A 17,899-nucleotide genomic window follows, 5' to 3' on the forward strand; every position below is an offset into this window, starting at 1 on the left:
TGATTCCGATCCTTCGCCTTCAAGATGTCCTGCCCGTTTCAACGGCTCTTTGACGACGATCTATTGACCATACTTTGCCTTCAAGGCCATTGGCATCCGCTTGAAAAACGTCTATGCTGAAGAGGAAGGATCACCCGTTTCGACCGGGTGGTTCGGATAGGAAATCCAATCGCTGAAACTGCCGACATACAGCCGGACGTTGCGGTAACCGGCTTCCTTTAAAGCGAGCACGTTCGGACAGGCGGTGACACCGGAACCGCAGTAGACGATCAGCGGTGTCTCGCGGTCAAGATCAGCAAAGCGCGCCGCTTGCTCATCTGGGCGTTTCCAGTAGCCGCCTTCTGCCACCCCATCTTTCCAAAACCGATGCACCGCCCCAGGAATGCGGCCAGCCACCCGGTCGATCGGCTCTTCCAAACCGATGTACCGCTTCCACTCGCGCGAATCGATCAGCACAGCCGAGCGATCGCGCACAGCGGTGCGCACATCCTCAACCGTCGCCAGCCATGACCGGTCAGGCCGCGGTTGAAACCGCCGCGGCGCTACGGCAGGAATGCCGTCCGTCACCGGATGGCCTTTCTTTTTCCACTCGCTGTAATTGCCGTCTAACACGTAAACGCGCTCATGGCCGAAATAGCGAAGCAGCCACCAACAGCGCGCGGCCATCGCTCCATCTTGGTCATCGTAGGCAACGACCGTCATCGTTTCATCGATGCCGGCGCGGCCAAACACAGCCGCCGCTTGCTCGGCCGATGGCAGCGGATGGCGGCCGCCGTGCTCCGCCACCGGACCGGACAAATCGCGCTCCAAATCGATATACACTGCACCGGGAATATGATCGTCCCGGTAAGCCGAGGCGCCTTTGGACGGGGCGCCGAGCCAAAATCGACAATCAAGAATCCGAACGGTTTCTTCGGACAAATGGGCATGCAGCCATTCGTGGGAAACGAGCGACGCCATTGTTTTTCTCCCCCTTTTCGTTTTGCCTGCCGCTCCCACTTGCTTACGCGCTTTGGGCGCGTCAGTCGGACGCTGATGGAAGGGAACGGGTAGCTTCCCATTCTCGTTTTTCAAATCGAACCATTTGGCAGCATCGATCCTTTGTTTCGCACGTTCCCTCACCGATGAGAGGGAAACGGCCGTTGTTCAACGACTTTCTAGGAGGCTGGTGATTGAAGGGAGCAAGCCGCTGATCAAGCCCGTTTCTCAAATCGAAAAGCCTTGTCGCATCAGGGTCGCCTTTCAAACGATCCCCCATTGCTCAAAAGAAGCAACCGTTTTTCACCAATCTTCTAGAAGGTCGGTGATGAAAGGTGTCAGTTGCCTCACCGCCTTGTTTCTCAAATGGAGAAACTTTATGACATCGGCTTTTCGTTTCATGTCATCCGCCGTGAGCTAGGGGCGATCGCTGTTTTTCACCAACCTTCTAGGCTCAAGCGTGCTGGCCGTCTTCTCTGTTCCCTTGTGGCGGCCGTTTCCCTTCCAGCCGGCTCACATAGTCGCGCACCATTTCCGGCGTCACATACCGGCGCACCGGCACGAGACCGCCTTTGGCCAGTTCGTTCATTTGTTTCGTCACTTCATTGATCAGCTCGACCGTAAACGGCTCGCCGCGGCGGCAGCGCTCGACCGCTTCTTCGATATGCCGCTCGCGCTCGGCATCGAGCATGGAAAACTTTTTCAAGACGGCATGCTGTTTTTGTACGTGGGCGGTAATCGCCTGATGCACTTCGCTCACTAGCTCTCGTCCTTTCCTGCTTCTTTTTCCATCAACCGCTTGACGTTCGGTTTCGGTGTCCAACAGTTGAACCGGTAGTTCGGTTTCGTCGCATAGCCAAGCCGGCGGCAATACGTGTAGAGCCCATCGGCCCGTTTTTCGATGCCGTAGTGGATGCATGTCGTACAAGCGTGAAACCGGTTCATGGCTGCGCCTCCTCGCTTTGAACGGGAAGAAGACGGCGAAGCGCCGCTTCGATGCGGCGGAGCGTCTCACCGTCCCCCCTGTTGGCGAGCGCCGCCATCCAACCGTCCATATAGCTGTCGACTTGGTCAGCGAGCGCGGCGGCCAACGCGGCGACGGCCGTCTCGTATTGCTCACCATAAGCGGAGACGAGCCGCTCTTTTTGCTCGGCCAAATACTGATCGACCGGCTCCATGAGCGCGGTTTCGATTTCCTCTTTCATCCGCCGCTTTTCATCGCGTTCAAAAAACGATTTGGCGTTTTTATAGAGCGAAAGCGCCTTGGCAAACCGCGCCCGATCCACATCGCTAAGGGCGGTGGCGAACTCCGGCGCCGCAAAAACAGCCGTTTCCGGCGGCGTAAGAGCCACTGACGGATCGAGGCTTCGAAGCTCACGGCCAAGACGGGCAAACTGCTCATCCAGCCGCTTGCGCAAAAAGGACTCTACCCGCAAGCTTGTCGCCCTCATCTCCTGCGCCAAATCAAAGCCGACCGCCGCAAGCAGCTCGTCAAGACAGCGCGCAAGCACTTGGCGCATCGGCCCTTGGCCGTCGCGGAGCACCGATGGATGGAACGCTTCCTTAAACAGATCGTTCAAGCGCAGGAACACGCGCTGTTTCACGTAATAGAGCAGCTCCTCCACCTCTTGGCGGAGCGCTTGCCGGCCGTGGGCGTCATCGGCGCCGGCGAGCAGCGCCTGCATCTCTTCGCGAAGGCGCCCGAGCATTTGTTGTTTCTCCGCTTTTTCCGCCTCACTCTGTCCAGCAGCCCGAGCGTACTCCGCGGCTGCCTGATGCGCCCGCGCAAGCTCGGCGCAGGCGCTCTCGACCGCCACTTCGGCCAGCTCTTCGGTCAAGAAGCGGAAAAAGTCGGCCTCAAAAGCGGGCAGCCCTGAATCCGCCAAAACGTCGTGCGGCACGGGTCCCGCCCCGGTTTTCTCCGCCAGCGCCATGCGGCTCGAGAGCGCATAAAGGCGCGGAAAACGGATGCCGAAGCGGGCGAGTTCGCTGTTCATATAGGAGACGACCGCATCGAGCTCCTCCCGCGACTGAGCCAAATCAGCGGCATTAATGACAAAAAACATTTTGTCAAGGGAAAACGCATCCTTAACGCGCCCAAGCTGAAGCAAAAATTCGCGATCCGCTTTCGAAAAGGCGTGGTTGTAGTACGTCACAAACAGCAGCGCATCGGCATTCTTCATATAATGGAACGCCACTCCGGTATGCCGGGCGTTGAGCGAATCGACCCCCGGCGTATCGACAAGCGTCACCCCTTGGCGGGTGAGCGGGCAATCGACATACAGGACGACCTCGTCTAAGAAACACGATACCGCCTCATCCGCAACATACCGCTCTAATTCGTCAAAGCCGACCGACAACGCCGCGCCGAGCTGGCCACCCATCCGTTTATAACCGGCCGCGACGGCCGCCAAAAAGGCGAGGTGCGGCTTTTGCGCCGGATGCATGGCTCCGGATTCGGCGAGGCGGGCGCACAGGCGAAGCGCCTCCTCCCATGTAGCGGCCTTTAGTCCAAACTGGCGGAGCGATGTTTGAACATCGTCCCACATTTGCCGCTCGCTTTTGACGTTGACCACCGCCATTCCGTGCGGATGCTCTTCGTCAGGCGGCGCGATTTTGCTGATGGCAGCGGTGGTCGGATTGGGCGATGAAGGCAAAAGCGGCGCGCCGAGCAAGGCGTTGGCGAGCGACGATTTACCGGCGCTGAAAGCACCAAACAAAGCGACCGTAAACGAGCGCTCACGGAGCCGCCGCGCTTTGACGCGCAGGGGGCTGGCAAAACGAGCAAGCAGTTCGGACCGCTCGAGCCAAGCGGCCGCCGCCTCCAGCCGCTCGGCCGCTTCTTCGCTTCGCAGTTTTTGTCCGACAGGCCGCGCCCGCGAGAAATCGTCCCGTTCTCGCGCCGCCCGGCTGCCGGCCGCTCTTTTCTGACTGAGCGCTTGCTCTTCGGAAACACGATTCATGGCCTCCCGCGGCTCATGCGGCCGCACCGCCGCCTCGGCATGGCGCACCTTCTGGAACGAAGGGGCAGCAGTCAGCATAGCCAGCTGTTTTTCATCGAGCGTTTGGCCATCGTTCGGGGTGGGGGCGACGAGCAGCTGCTCGAGCATGCGCCGCCGCTCTTCCCGCTCCGCTTCAAGGCGGGCCAAATGAGCGGCGAGCTCCGCTTTTTCGCGCGCTGCCGACAACTTGACACGCAATGCCGCGATTTGCTCGGCCGCCCGGTTGGCCGTTTGTTCCCCAAGCTCCGCCACCAAAGCGAGCGCTGAGTCGCGGTACCGTTTTTTGAGCGCCGCCGCGACATCATCGGTATAATTCAACAGCGCCGCACCGCGCGAATCCGTTCCGTGTTTGACGAGGCCTGCAAGCAGCGATTCATCCCACTCCACCGTCCACTGTTGACACTTGCCAAGCCAGGCGGCATCGGCATCCCACTCATGTCCAAACCGCAGCAGCAATTGGCGGACATGCCATTCGATCTGCGCAGTCGCCTGTGCTTTCACGCTCTCATAAAACGCCGCCAACCGCCGTTTGCGCTCCTCTTCCGTCTTCGTCTTGGAAAACAGCCATCCGACCTTAAAGCTAGGCTGCATGGCTTCCAAGTACGCTCCGGCCCGCTCTCTCGTTTCAAACGGCATTAAATAAGCATTGTGCAGCACGCGCTCCAGCTCCGTGCGAACCGACTCTTCCAGCCGCGCGGCCGCTGTTTGCGTCTCGGCAAGCTCGGCTTCCAAGCGATGAAGCTCTTCGGCGGCCGCCTCACCTGCACCCCCACCAAGCGCGGTAAACCGCTCCTGCATCTCTTGCGCCAGTTTCTCATGCTGAGCGCACAACTGCTCAAGATGGCGGGCGGCGATCCATTTCAACGATGATTCAGCGCCGCGAACGAGCCATTCATCCTTGTCAGCAAACAGCCGACGCAAGCAACTTGACAACGCCTGCCACTCGCTGTGCGGATGGGACGGCGCTTTTAACGAGAGGAAAAACAGTCCGGCCGCCTCGATCCCCCAGCGTTGGAACGCCTCGACCACCGAAGCGCGAAACGCCGCGAATGGCAGCTCCTCTTCGCGATGTTTGTCAATTTGATTGATGACCAAATACACCGTTTTTCCTTCATCGGTCAACTGTTTCGTAAATTGAACGTTTAATTCCGCCTGGACATGGTTATAATCCATCACATAAAAGATGACATCCGCCAGATGGAGGGCCGACTCCGTCGCCAGCCGGTGGGCGTCGTCCGTCGAGTCGATGCCCGGCGTGTCCAAGATGGCGACGCCCGGCGGAATGGCGCCCGTTTCACAGCTGATTTCAATCCACTCGATCGTCTCCCCGTCCCGGCATTGCGCGCGGATGAGGTCCGGATCATACGGCGGTTCGTACTCCACCGGCGCCTCGCGGCGATAAAAGACGCGCACAGAATCCCGGCCGGCCTTCACTTTGACAAGATTGGCGCTCGTCGGAATCGGGCTCGACGGCAATAGCGGCTCACCGAGCAGCGCATTAATCAAGCTGGATTTGCCGGCGGAAAAATGGCCGCAAAAGGCGACAACGAGCTCCCCGGCCGCCGTTTTTTCAATGAGCTGCTTCACTTTACTGGCATTATCTGAATCCCCCGTTTGATGGAGCAGCTCATGCATCTTCATCATTTTCGCCAGCCACGGCCGCAATGACGGCGGTCTAACAGCAACATTCCCCATGATTCAAACCCCTTTGTTTCCGTCAATGTCATTTACATTCATTTTACTGCATTTTGTTCCGTTTCCCAATAGGAAAAACGAAAAATCCCGCCCATCAACAAGGCGGGAGCGCATGAAAATATCGATCAACAGGGAAAAGGGGGCTTTTCTCCATCTTTTTAGAAAGGCGTCAACCTTCGGGAGATGCTTGGCCAAAAGCGCGGCCGGGCGCGAAACGCTTCCTGATAGTCTGTCAATGCCGCCAACGCCCGCTCCTCTGTTTTGATGCGAACGAACAGCAGCAACGCATTAAGAAATGAAAAGACAACGGCCGTCAATCGCGCCTGAAACAAAAGTGGCAGCAGCGCGATCTCCAAAACGACGACCGCATAGTTCGGATGACGAATCCACCGGTATGGCCCTTTTTTCACGACCGGACGGTTGGGCACAATCAAAATTTTCGTATTCCAAAAGCGACCGAGCGACAAAATCGTCCATACGCGCAGCCCTTCAACGGCGAGAAAGAGTGGAAACAAAAGCGGCCAGCGCCGCGACGGGCGGGCGCCTTTTCGAAGCGCCTCGACAGCCAGCGACAAAAGAAAAAGCACATGCATTAACACGATCCACGGATAATGGCGGGCGCCCACCTCTTTTGCTCCGAGCGCTTTCACATACCGTTCGTGCCGTTTTGCAAGCCAAAGCTCAACCAAACGCATCCCGACCACCGTAAAAAACACGAAGGCAAACCGCATCATCATTCCTCCCATTTGAGCAGCACCATCTCGGCGCTAAAGCCGGGGCCGAGGGCAACGAGCAGCCCATACCCGAGCGCAAGCGGCTGCCGCATCACTTCCTCGAGCACAAAATAAACGGTGGCTGACGACATATTGCCATATCGGGCCAACACCTCTCTGGCCGCCTTGGTCTGTTCCATGCCGAATCCGAACGCTTCCTCATACGCCTCCATCACCTTTTTCCCGCCCGGGTGGGCGATAAAATAGCGAAGGTCGCGAAGCCCTAGTCTGTTCTCCTGCAAAAACGACTCCACTTGCGGGCGTAGCCATGCGCGGACGATCGACGGAATGTCTTTTGAAAAGACGACAAACAGCCCTTCATCGCGAATCTCCCACCCCATCACATCTTCCGAGCGGGGCATCAGCGCCGATCGGGCGGCGATGATGCGCGGCGCACCGCTATTTGGCGCTGCTTCATCGCCGGCGACAAGCACGCAGGCCACGCCGTCGGAAAAAAGCGATGTGCCGATCACATTACTTTTGGATACGTCATCCGCCTGAAATGTCAAACTGCAAAACTCAGCGGCAATCACAAGCGCCTTCGCCTTCGGAAACGCCCGGCAATAATCGGCCGCCCGCGCAAGGCCCGCTGCTCCTCCCGCACAGCCGAGCCCCCAAACCGGCACCCGCACGACGGAAGGAGAAAACGGCAGCACGTTCATCAGCCGCGCCTCGATGCTCGGCGTAGACAGTCCGGTCGTTGAGATGTAAAACAGCGCATCGATCGCCTCATGGGGAACCGAGCCGTCAGGAGTGTTCTGCAAGCAATTGTTGGCTGCCTCGCCGCTGTAGCGGACGGCGCAATCCGTATATACAGCATTTTTCTCGCCGAAACCGCGCGGTGTGCTGTACCAGGCAAGCGGCTGAACAAACGCGCGCGTCCGAATGCCGCCGTTGTCAAAGGCCTGAAGCAGTCGCTCGGCGCGCGCGAGGCGACCGGCAAACAGCCCGGCGACATGCTGCTTCACTTCTTCTTGGGAAACGATATATGGCATCGTTGCCGTGCCGATCGATAAAAGGGTCGGCATACAAACACCTCAGTTTGTTCCTCTTTTTGCTTAGGATGCGCAAAAAAGCAAACCGTATGCAGACAAAAAGCATCCCGTGCGTCTTATGATTGGAAAACCGCTGATCATCCAAAAGAAGGACACATGAAGAAACAGGCGCGGACAAAGCCGGCCTGTTTTTGGGAAGGAAAACGGACTCAAGTGAGGATATGAACTGAGATGCTTAGCGTTATTTCGCTTTCAAAGCGCGGATTTCACTCTCATGCTCAAGCAGATGCAACGCGAGGGATTGAAGAACGAGCTCTTGCCTAGCTTGTCCGGTGATGATTTCATCGATTTTCTGCTGCATTTGGGCAACGGTTTGCTTGATCGTTGACACGTCTCGCAGCGTCTCCAATGTCTCCATAACGGCTTGCCGAATAAACGGCAATTCGGCGACATCTTCCTTTGTTGCCATCGTCTGCTCGACGCGCTCAACGCGTTCTTCTATACGTCCCATGCGGGCATCCATGTGCTCGAAGCGCTCTTCCATACGCCCCATACGGGCATCCATGTGCTCGAAGCGCTCTTCCATACGCCCCATACGGGCATCCGTGTGCTCAACGCGTTCTTCCATACGTCCGACGCGTGCATCCAACGACGCCACATCCTCCCGCATGGCCACCACCGTTTGTTCCAGCTGCCCGAGGCGTTCGTTCGTCTGCGCCACGTCTTCTTTCGTCGCCATCGTCTGCTCAACGCGCTCAACGCGTTCCTCCATGCGTCCCATACGGGCATCCATATGCTCGACGCGCTCTTCCACACGCCCGACGCGCGCATCCAAAGACGCCATATCCTCCCGCATGGCCACCACCGTTTGTTCCAGCTGCCCGAGGCGTTCGTTCGTCTGCGCCACGTCTTCTTTCACCGTGGTCATCGTCTGTTCAAGCCGCTCGATGCGCTCATTCGCTTGGGCGATGTCGGCCTTCGTTGCCATCTCCGCCCGCATTTGCCGCAGCTCGTCAAACAGGCGCACCACCCATTCGTCCACGGTTTCACCTCCTTTCCCTTTCCATTATATCACCGCACTTCCACCGTCTTCTACTCTTTTCTTTAAAAATCGACACGCAACAAAAAAGCCTTTTTTGCTTCCCAAGCTGATCGCGGGAAGCAAAGAAGGCGACGAAACCGATGACCTTGACACGTTTACGAGATTTTTTGTTCCTGTAGCGGCAGAGCAGCTGATTTTCTCGCCCTGCCGAGATGGAAGACAGCGTTTAAGAGAATGGCGGTCATGCTGCCGGCGACGATGCCGCTGTCGGTCAAAATGCGGAGGCCAGCCGGGAGCTCGGCAAACAAGTTCGGCACCGCCGTCACCCCGAGCCCGATGCCGATCGAGCAGGCGATAATGAGCAAGTTTTCTTGCACCGCCAAGTCAACGTGGCTTAGCATTTTCACGCCGTAGGCGATGACCATGCCAAACATGGCGAGCATCGCTCCGCCAAGCACTGGAGCTGGAATGATCGTCGCGACAGCCGCAATTTTCGGCACAAATCCAAGCAAGATGAGAAACAGAGCGGCGGCGTAAATGACGTTTCGCGTTTTCACGCCCGACAACTGCACAAGGCCGACGTTTTGCGAGTATGTCGTATACGGGAACGCATTGAGCAGCCCACCGATCATGATCGCCAGCCCTTCGGCGCGGTAACCGCCCGCCAAATCCTCTTCCGTCAGCCGGCGGCGGCAAATGTCAGACAAAGCGAAGTAGACGCCGGTCGATTCAACGAGGCTGACAATGGCGACCAACACCATCGTCAAGATGGCCGGGCCATGGAATGACGGAACGCCGAAATAAAACGGCTGCGGCAGGTGAACCCACGACGCTGCGGCGACGGCCGTCCAGTCCACTTTTCCCATCGCCGCCGCGACAGCAGTGCCGACGGCCATCCCAAGCAAAATAGCAATCGAACGGACAAAGCCTTTGAAGCAGCGATAGAGCACAACAATAAGCGCGAGCACGCCAAACGACAACACCAAGTTGGCCGGGTCGCCGAAATCTTTCGCCCCTTGCCCGCCCGCCATATTGTTCACGGCTGCCGGGATGAGCGTCAAGCCGATCACCGTGACGACGGAACCGGTGACAACCGGCGGAAACAGCGCCCGCAGCTTGCCGAAATACGGGCTGATCAACACGACGACAAGCCCGGCACAAAGAATCGACCCGTACACGGCCGGCATTCCGTATTGTCCGCCGATGGCGATCATCGGCCCGACCGCCGTAAACGTACAGCCAAGCATGACCGGCAAACCGATGCCAACCCATCGATTTTTCCATACTTGTAAAAACGTCGCGATGCCGCATGTCAATAGGTCAACGGCCACTAAATACGTCAGCTGCTCCCCCGACAGCCGAAGCGCGCCGCCGACGACAAGGGGGACGACGATCGCCCCCGCATACATCGCTAACACGTGCTGGATGCCTAATGACCCGATTTGCCACCATTTCATGTTCATCCGTTCATCACCTCTTCGTGAAATCGAATGACGCCATCCGCAAGCGAAGCGATGCGGGCGAGCGAAACGACGCGAAGTCCGCGCGAACGAAGCAGCCGGCCGCCGTCTTGAAACGCTTTTTCAATGACAATGCCGATGCCAACGACAGCCGCTCCCGCTTGACGAACGACCTCCACCATCCCGAGCGCCGCCTGGCCGTTGGCTAAAAAGTCGTCGATAATGAGCACCCGGTCAAAGCCATCAAGCAGTGAACGGGAAACGACGATCTCGTTGGCCTCCTGCTTCGTAAACGAATACACTTCCGCGCGATACACCTCACCGGTCATCGTCAACGGCCGCCGCTTGCGGGCAACGACAAGCGGAACAGCGAGTTCATAGGCCGTCATAAGCGCCGGGCTGATGCCTGATGACTCGAGCGTCAATACTTTTGTCGGCCGCTCGCCGCGAAACTGATTAGCGAACTCCTCACCGATCCGCTTCATTAATCGCGGGTCGACTTGGTGGTTTAAGAAGCGGTCGACTTTGAGCACCCCGCCGGCGACAACCTCCCCTTCAGCGGCAATTTTCTCGAGCAATGCGCGCATACCGATTCCCTCCCAATAAAAAAAGCTTAAAAAACACCGGCCTCACTCATTCCATGAGTCAGGCAATGTCTTTTAAGCCAACAGCAAACCGAAGGCGCAAAGCGGCCATGGCCGCCTTCCTTCCGACATTGCCACTCATAGTCAGCCGATTTACGGTCGGCTGGTAGAGACTCGCAAGCCGTATTCTTGCGATTATATGAGTGAGTCAGCGTGATTCAGTTATTAGCAGTATACCATGACCAGCGGCGGTTGAGAAGCGTTTTTTGCTAAAAAAGACGAACGTTAAAGGACAAAAAATACAGATTATTCGCTTTTATCTCTTTGTTGGTACGAAGCCACGCTTCGGTTTTTGATTTCAAACCGTTTCGAGTCGCGCCCGACCGAAGGACCATCATCGGTGGTGGCTTTTCTGTCCATCGTTTTCATACATTGTTCACAATCGTCACCATTTGTTCAAACTTCCCGCATCGTTTTTGTGAGAAAAGTCACTGTTGCCTTTGTTTTCTACAGTTATGATAGTGTCAAAGCAGGGAAATCCGCGGTTGACGCGCCTGCCTCACCGATGTGATGGGGGATGAATTCAAAAAAGAGGAGGGATGCAACATGAAACTAGAATCGACCAAACCGACGGCGGCGATCCGGCAACCAAAAAACGAGAAAGAGCCGGCGCTCGGCGGCACGCTAGCGTCTGTGTTTTTGCTCGGCTTTTTCATCATTTTCGCTTGGGTCAGCGTCTACTTTTTATTTTTGCACCGCCTGTAAGCGGCAAAGGAGGGACTGGAGATGCACATTCACAAGTACGAAAAAATTTGGCTGACGTTTGGCATCGGCTGTCTCGTTGTCTTTTTAACCGTCGTCGGCGTGAGCGCTTTCGCCTCCGGACAGCAGCCGCCAAGCTGCCTGACGACGATCGATCCAGAGAAAGTGGACACAACCCCGCCCTTCAATCAGCCGGGGCTTGTCAAAAAAGGAAACAACGAGTACGAACTGAACATCGTCGTCGCGGCGTTTTCCTTTACGCCAAATGCCATCGAAATTCCGAAAGGAGCGAAAGTGACGATCAACGTCACCTCGAAGGATGTGATCCACGGGTTTGAAATCCCGGGAACCAACATCAACATGATGGTTGAACCCGGCTATATCAACAGCTTGACGACGACGTTTGATCAGCCCGGCGAATATACGATTCTTTGCAATGAATATTGCGGCGCCGGCCACCATATGATGACGGCGCGCATGAAGGTGGTGGATTAATATGGTACAACCGTTGGAAAAAGTTGATCGACGCGACGCCAAACTAGCCTTAGCACATATGGTTGTTGCTTTTACCGCCCTTGCGCTCGGAGGACTGGCCGGTTTATTGCAGACGCTTGTCCGTTCCGGCAAGTTTGAACTGCCAGCCGGCATCAGCTATTATACGATTTTAACGACGCACGGCGTCCTGCTCGGGCTTGTGCTGACAACGTTTTTCATTATCGGCTTTCAGTTTGCCGCCGTCAGCCGCACGACCGGAGCGCTTTCGAGCGGTTCGCGCCGGTTTGGCTGGATCGGCTTTTGGATGATGACGATCGGCACAGGCATGAGCGCCTTCTTCATCTTGACGGGAAAAGCGTCCGTCCTATATACCTTTTACGCCCCCCTGCAAGCGCATGCCGGCTTTTATATCGGCTTGGCGCTTGTCGTTGTCGGCAGCTGGGTGAGCGGATTTGCGATATTTGCCCATTATGCGCGCTGGAGGAAAGCGCACCGCGGCGAGGCGAGCCCGTTGCTGGCGTTTATGTCGGTGACGAACATGGTGCTATGGCTCGTCTGCACGCTCGGCGTCGCTGCGACCGTCGTCTTTCAGCTCATTCCGTGGTCGCTCGGGCTCACCGACCGGGTGAACGTGCTGTTAAGCCGGACGCTGTTTTGGTATTTCGGTCATCCGCTCGTTTACTTCTGGTTGCTGCCGGCGTATATGGTTTGGTACGCCGTCATTCCGAAAGTGATCGGCGGCAAAATTTTCTCTGATTCGCTCGCGCGGCTGGCGTTTATCTTGTTTTTGCTGTTTTCAATTCCGGTCGGCTTCCACCATCAGTTGCTCGAGCCGGGGATCTCGCCGTTTTGGAAATACGTGCAAGTCGTCTTGACGTTTATGGTCGTCATTCCGTCGCTCATGACCGCCTTTGCCATGTTTGCGACGTTTGAATCATACGGCCGTTCGCAAGGAGCCAAAGGCTTGTTTGGGTGGCTGCGGAAATTGCCGTGGGGCGATGCGCGCTTTTTCGCGCCGTTTGTCGGGATGCTGTTTTTCATTCCGGCTGGCACCGGCGGGATCATCAACGCTTCTCATCAGCTGAACCAAGTCGTTCATAACACGATTTGGGTGACTGGCCATTTTCATTTAACGATTGCAACAACAGTCGTCTTAACGTTTTTTGGTGCGTCGTACTGGCTCATCCCGCATTTGACCGGCCGGGTGATGACGAAAGCGATGAACCGGCTCGCCATCATACAAACGGTCGTTTGGGCCGTTGGAATGACGTTTATGTCCGGTTCGATGCATTTGGCCGGCTTGCTTGGAGCACCGAGACGTTCCGCCTTCTCAACGTACGGCAATTCGCCGCAGGCGCTCGAATGGATTCCGTATCAAATCGCACAAGCGATTGGTGGAACGATCTTATTCATCGGCATCATTCTCATTCTCGTCATCGTCATCAATTTGGCGTTTTTCGCCCCGAAAGGCGAAACGGAATTTCCCGTCGCCGAAGCGGCCGCCCCACAGGAACGAGCCGCGCTGGCGCTGGAAAACTGGAAACTTTGGCTCGGCCTTGTCGTTGCATTGATTTTGATCGCCTATACGGTGCCGTTGATCGACATTATTCAAAACGCCCCGCCGGGGTCGAAAGGATACAAACTATGGTAAAAAAAGAGGGCGTCTCCCAGTGGCAGCGGGACGCCCTCTTTGATCGTTGCGCCGATCTGCACTTCGTTCATCAGTCCGACCTTTCGTTCTTCACCCAAATGGGGACTGACCCAAAAGGTCTCCTTCTTTCAAGATAGGCACAACATATCGTGCGGCGGAAACAGTCAGTACGTATATATAGAAACGAAAGAGGGCGTCCCGGTCCTTTTGGGACACCCTCGATGCGCTCAGCCGGCCGTTTGCCGCCGCGCTCCACTTTATAACCGATACAGCGCTTGATATTTTTCTTCTAAATATTGAATCAAGCCATCGGCTTTGAGCGGTTCGCCCGTCGCATCGCGCACAAGGTCGAGCGGCTTCTTCGTTTTGCCGAATCGGTGGATGCGGTCCGTCAGCCATTCACGGATCGGCGCAATCGTCCCTTCCTCAAGCAGCTGCGCGAAATCGAGCTCCTTCTCCATCGCCCGCTTCAACTGCGCTGCATACATATAGCCGAGCGCATAGGACGGGAAATAGCCGAAGCTGCCGCCCGACCAATGAACGTCCTGCAACACGCCGACCGAATCATTGTGCGGACGGATGCCAAGATACTGTTCATACTTCGCATTCCAGACATCCGGCAAGTCCGCCGCTTCCAGCTCACCCGCAAACAGCTGTTTTTCGATTTCATAGCGAATGATGATATGAAGCGGATACGTCAATTCGTCGGCTTCAATGCGGATGAGCGACGGCTTCGCTTCATTGATCGCCCGGTAAAACGCGTCCAAAGACACGCCGGCAAACTGGGCGGGCGCGTATTGCTGGAGACGCGGATAATTGCGTTTCCAAAACGCGTAGTGGCGCCCGATCATATTTTCAAAAAAGAGCGACTGCGATTCATGAATGCCCATCGACGCCCCGCTCGCCAGCGGCGTGCCGGTGAGCGCCTCGGAAATGTGCTGCTCATACAGCGCATGGCCGCACTCATGGATCGTGCCAAAAATCGCGGTGCGGAAGTCGCGCTCGTCGTAACGCGTCGTAATCCGAACATCGTTCGGATTCAGCCCGATCGCAAACGGGTGGACCGTCTCATCAAGCCGCCCTTTGCCAAAATCGTAACCGAGCTCCACAAGCAGCTCCAGCAAAAAGGCGCGCTGTTTTTCTTTCGGAAACGGAGCGAACAAAAACGACGTGTCCGGCTTGTCCGGCGCTGAGGAAACCACCTGCACAAGCGGAACGATGCGTTCGCGCAACTGGCCAAACAATCCGTCAAGCAGCTCGACCGTCATGCCCGGCTCATACTGATCGAGCAGCGTGTTGTATGGATGCTCTTCATATCCCAAATAGCTGATAAAGCGGCGCTGAAACTCGACGATGCGCTCCAAATACGGCCGAAACAGCGCGAAGTCAGCGGTTGCCTTCGCCTCCTCCCAAACGCTTTCCGCTTTGGAACAAAGAATGACGTATTCCTTATACTCATCGGCGGGAATTTTTTTATTGCGCTCATATTCCTTTTTGCACTCATCGAGAGTGCGCTGCGTCACTTCATCAAGCTGTTCGTAAACGCCCTGTGGCGACAGCTTGGCGATAAACGCCGCCATTTCTTCCGATGTCGACATGTGAAACACTTCTTCCGAAAGCATGCCGATCACTTCCGACCGCTGCTCCACCCCTTTTTTCGGAGCGCCCGTCCGCAAATCCCAGTACATGAGGCCAATCGCTTCGCGGTAGCTCATCATTTTTTTCACATATCGCAAAAACTGCTCTTCGATTTGCTTCATGTCGTTCAAGTCCCCCTGTTGATTTGATGGCCAGCTATTTACTTCCATAAGACAAGTCGTTTTTCCTGCCGCAAGCGGAAAAATCTTTCGCTAAACGAAAAAGAAAAAGGAGGAACTTCATTCCTCCCTCACCGTTGTCGGCAACACGTCTTTGATCGATGCAACAACCCGTCCATCTTCCCGATCGGTGATGAAAATGGAAACGAGGCCGCGGTCGTCGCGCGTGCGGATGAGCCGTCCGACCCCTTGGCGAAGGCGAAGCAACATATACGGCACATCGACGTCCCAAAATGGATTGCGATACGCTTTTCGCTTCGCCTGAAACACCGGATCGTTCGGCGGATATGGCAGCGACCAAATGATGACGTTTGAAAGCGACGGTCCCGGGATGTCCAGCCCTTCCCATAAATGTTCCGAACAAAGCACCGTCTCTTCGTTGCGCTGAAACTCAGCGACCAAATCGCTAATTTCGCGGTCGCCTTCAAACAAAAACGAAAACGGTTCGCCGGCAGCCGCTTCCTTAAACTCGAGCAGCTCCTCGCGCGTCGGGAACAAAAGGAGCGCCCGCCCTCCGGTTTCGCGCAGCTTGTTGAGCGCATACTCATACTTTTTGGCAAACAGCGTCTCGTCCGCGCGAAACGTCGGCATATAAATCGCCATCTGTTCGTCATAATCAAACGGCGACGGCACGCTGAACGACAAGTAGTCATCGATGCCTAAACTTTGCGCGATATATTCGAACGATTTTCCGTTTGATAGGGTTGCCGATGAAAAGACAAACGGCATGCGTTTGCTGAACACTTTTTCGCGCAACACTTCCTGAACCGTGCGCGGCATGACGACAAACGTCGCCTCGTGACGCGACGATTCAAGCCACGTGATGGCATCGGTGTTCGTTAAAAACAGATCAAGCGAGTACTGAATTTGATCCAAATATTCATCCACGATGTTGAGCTGGTAATGGTCGATCGTATACGTTTCGCTCTCAAACACGAGCTCGTTGCCGATTTCCACAATTTTACTACGCAACTTCTTCGCCCATTGCTGAAGCTTAGGCGACGAGACAATTTCCTTTCGATTCGAACCGGGGACATCCTTCGCGCACGCCTTCAACTCAGCAAAAAAGCGGCTGCTCGCCGCGAGCGCTTCTTCAATGGCATAAGCGAGCTCTTCGCGGATGTCGTTTTCAAGAAGCCGTGTGAGCAGCGTCTCAAGCGTCGTCTCTTTCATTCGATAAGTCAACGCCTTTTGCGCGGCAAATTCAAGCAAGTGACCCTCATCAAACACCACACAGCTCGCTTCCGGCAAGAGCGGCAGCTGGCCTTCCCGCCGACGCGCCTCATACGTCCACACGTGTTCCATATAAAAATCGTGCGAGCAGACGATCAAATCGGCCGCTTTCCGGTAATAGTCGCGCCAAAGCGTCTGGCCGCAGCGATGCCGCTTCTCGCACGTGAAACAGTCTTGAAACGGATCCCAAGCGATTTTTTTCCACTGCTCGTCGGTAAGGTGGGCGTATTCCTTTCGGTCGCCATAGCGGTAAAACGACTGCATCGGTTGATAGTCATGAACGAACGCGGGAAGCTCGTCATAAATTTGCTCATACAGTTCGATGTCCTCATCGAGGTATGTCGTTACTTCTTCCAATTTATTCAAACATAAATATTGATCCGGCGACTTGGCAAGCCGAACGTCAATGTCCAACCCGAGCACCTCGGACAGTTTGGCAATATCGCCTTCTTTTTTGACGAGCTGCTCAATCAACGTTTCGTCGGCGCAAGCAATGATAGCCGGTTTACCGGTATAACGGGCGTAGCAAATCGCATACAGCAAATAAACGATCGTTTTCCCCGTCCCGACTCCCGCTTCGGCAAAAATCACCTTTTTCTCGCGAAACGCCCGCTCGAGTTGAAACGCCATATAAATTTGCTCATCGCGCAGCTCAAAACCGGCTTCCGGCAAAATATCATAAAAAACATCGCCGATCCATTGGCTGAGTTTATCAAAAAAATTCTCGTTTTTTTCCAACGCAAACGGATAACGCTGATGGCTCATCGCCGCACCCCTCCAATTGGCATAAACTCCCGCGTCATCATGCATAAGCGCGCAACACTTTTGTTGCGCGCCTCATTTCCGGTAACAAAATAATATTATGATGGATAGCCGTCAAGAAGTCAACGAAAGCACATGAGCTTGCATGAAATCTAGCCAAGCAAAGGGTGGTTTCGGTGCAGTCAGAAAATGGCCATCGAAACGCTCGCACTCTATTGGATCTGGTGGCTCTTTATCAACAGGTATAGCCCATACTATTCCATGACCATTGCCTCCATCACTATATTGATACGCCCTTAATTTATAACCATTCTTGATGCAAAGATGTGAAAAGCTCGCTACAATTGATTCTAGTAGCGTTCAACTAGCACCACGGGTTATATTTAGATTACTTTAACTTCTAAAAAATCACATCCTGTTATATTATTTTTCTCTATTAATTCTCTAAGTTCTTCTGATATGAATATTGGAATTTCATCACCCTTGAGTTTAATAATATGCTTTGATTGTATCGCCTCCTTACATAAAGCATATTTTTTTATACTATACTGTAGATGAGCATTTTTCATTACAATAATTTCCATTCCCTAAGAGACAAACAGGGGACCCCTTAGGCGACATGGAGCTGTTTTTTGATCACATCAATGGGA

Annotated in this window: 15 protein-coding genes and 1 riboswitch; of the genes, 3 read left to right on the top strand and 12 right to left on the bottom strand. The window is 55.2% G+C overall.

Annotated features, from left to right (window positions below):
* Positions 1–111 precede the first annotated feature (111 nt).
* The 9 genes from B4113_RS07445 to B4113_RS07485 all read right to left on the bottom strand — a co-directional run bounded on the left by B4113_RS07445 (position 112) and on the right by B4113_RS07485 (position 10,532).
* Positions 112–960, bottom strand: a complete 849-nt coding sequence (locus B4113_RS07445) for a sulfurtransferase (protein ID WP_033843955.1) — start codon at positions 958–960, stop codon at positions 112–114.
* 472 nt (positions 961–1,432) lie between these two features.
* The gene (locus tag B4113_RS07450; RefSeq protein WP_051962699.1) at positions 1,433–1,738 is read right to left on the bottom strand and encodes a YpbS family protein; all 306 of its coding nucleotides are present in this window, start codon (positions 1,736–1,738) and stop codon (positions 1,433–1,435) included.
* Positions 1,738–1,923 (bottom strand): hypothetical protein, encoded by a 186-nt coding sequence (locus B4113_RS07455; protein WP_033843956.1) that lies wholly within the window; start codon positions 1,921–1,923, stop codon positions 1,738–1,740. The genes B4113_RS07450 and B4113_RS07455 overlap by 1 nt, the downstream gene beginning before the upstream one ends.
* Positions 1,920–5,675 carry a dynamin family protein gene (locus tag B4113_RS07460; protein ID WP_033843957.1) on the bottom strand — a complete coding sequence of 1,252 codons (3,756 nt, stop codon included), beginning with the start codon at positions 5,673–5,675 and terminating at the stop codon, positions 1,920–1,922. Before B4113_RS07460 ends, B4113_RS07455 begins: the two co-directional genes overlap by 4 nt.
* A gap of 158 nt (positions 5,676–5,833) precedes the next feature.
* A complete protein-coding gene (locus B4113_RS07465) occupies positions 5,834–6,412 on the bottom strand; it encodes an isoprenylcysteine carboxyl methyltransferase family protein (protein WP_033844927.1) in 579 nt (192 codons plus the stop codon).
* The gene (locus B4113_RS07470) at positions 6,409–7,476 is read right to left on the bottom strand and encodes a type III polyketide synthase (RefSeq protein WP_033843958.1); all 1,068 of its coding nucleotides are present in this window, start codon (positions 7,474–7,476) and stop codon (positions 6,409–6,411) included. Before B4113_RS07470 ends, B4113_RS07465 begins: the two co-directional genes overlap by 4 nt.
* A gap of 208 nt (positions 7,477–7,684) precedes the next feature.
* Positions 7,685–8,485, bottom strand: coding sequence for a hypothetical protein (locus tag B4113_RS07475; protein ID WP_033843959.1), 801 nt, complete (start codon positions 8,483–8,485; stop codon positions 7,685–7,687).
* 155 nt (positions 8,486–8,640) lie between these two features.
* Complete coding sequence (locus tag B4113_RS07480) at positions 8,641–9,948, bottom strand: nucleobase:cation symporter-2 family protein (protein WP_033843961.1); 1,308 nt, start codon at positions 9,946–9,948, stop codon at positions 8,641–8,643.
* Complete coding sequence (locus B4113_RS07485; protein WP_033843962.1) at positions 9,945–10,532, bottom strand: xanthine phosphoribosyltransferase; 588 nt, start codon at positions 10,530–10,532, stop codon at positions 9,945–9,947. The genes B4113_RS07480 and B4113_RS07485 overlap by 4 nt, the downstream gene beginning before the upstream one ends.
* 118 nt (positions 10,533–10,650) lie before the next feature.
* A riboswitch (purine riboswitch) is annotated at positions 10,651–10,752 on the bottom strand.
* 383 nt (positions 10,753–11,135) lie between these two features.
* On the opposite strand from B4113_RS07485, the gene B4113_RS07490 reads away from it, so the two are divergent.
* Genes B4113_RS07490 through B4113_RS07500 form a run of 3 tightly spaced genes read left to right on the top strand, consistent with a single transcriptional unit; the run spans position 11,136 to position 13,437 of the window.
* Positions 11,136–11,294 (top strand): cytochrome c oxidase subunit 2A, encoded by a 159-nt coding sequence (locus tag B4113_RS07490; RefSeq protein ID WP_033843963.1) that lies wholly within the window; start codon positions 11,136–11,138, stop codon positions 11,292–11,294.
* 21 nt (positions 11,295–11,315) lie between these two features.
* Positions 11,316–11,786: a cytochrome c oxidase subunit II gene (locus tag B4113_RS07495; RefSeq protein ID WP_033843965.1), complete on the top strand. Its 471-nt coding sequence runs from the start codon at positions 11,316–11,318 to the stop codon at positions 11,784–11,786.
* A gap of 1 nt (position 11,787) precedes the next feature.
* Positions 11,788–13,437, top strand: coding sequence for a b(o/a)3-type cytochrome-c oxidase subunit 1 (locus tag B4113_RS07500; protein ID WP_033843966.1), 1,650 nt, complete (start codon positions 11,788–11,790; stop codon positions 13,435–13,437).
* Between the two features lie 257 nt (positions 13,438–13,694).
* Here the strand turns inward: B4113_RS07500 and B4113_RS07505 are convergent, their stop codons facing one another.
* The 3 genes from B4113_RS07505 to B4113_RS21145 form a co-directional block, all read right to left on the bottom strand.
* Positions 13,695–15,197, bottom strand: coding sequence for a carboxypeptidase M32 (locus B4113_RS07505; protein WP_033843967.1), 1,503 nt, complete (start codon positions 15,195–15,197; stop codon positions 13,695–13,697).
* Positions 15,198–15,314: 117 nt separating this feature from the next.
* Complete coding sequence (locus B4113_RS07510) at positions 15,315–17,252, bottom strand: ATP-dependent DNA helicase (protein ID WP_033843969.1); 1,938 nt, start codon at positions 17,250–17,252, stop codon at positions 15,315–15,317.
* 380 nt (positions 17,253–17,632) lie between these two features.
* Complete coding sequence (locus tag B4113_RS21145; RefSeq protein WP_061912379.1) at positions 17,633–17,833, bottom strand: imm11 family protein; 201 nt, start codon at positions 17,831–17,833, stop codon at positions 17,633–17,635.
* Positions 17,834–17,899 lie beyond the last annotated feature (66 nt).

Origin of the sequence: Geobacillus sp. B4113_201601 (assembly GCF_001587475.1) — a bacterium.
In the GTDB taxonomy this organism is placed as follows: domain Bacteria; phylum Bacillota; class Bacilli; order Bacillales; family Anoxybacillaceae; genus Geobacillus; species Geobacillus icigianus.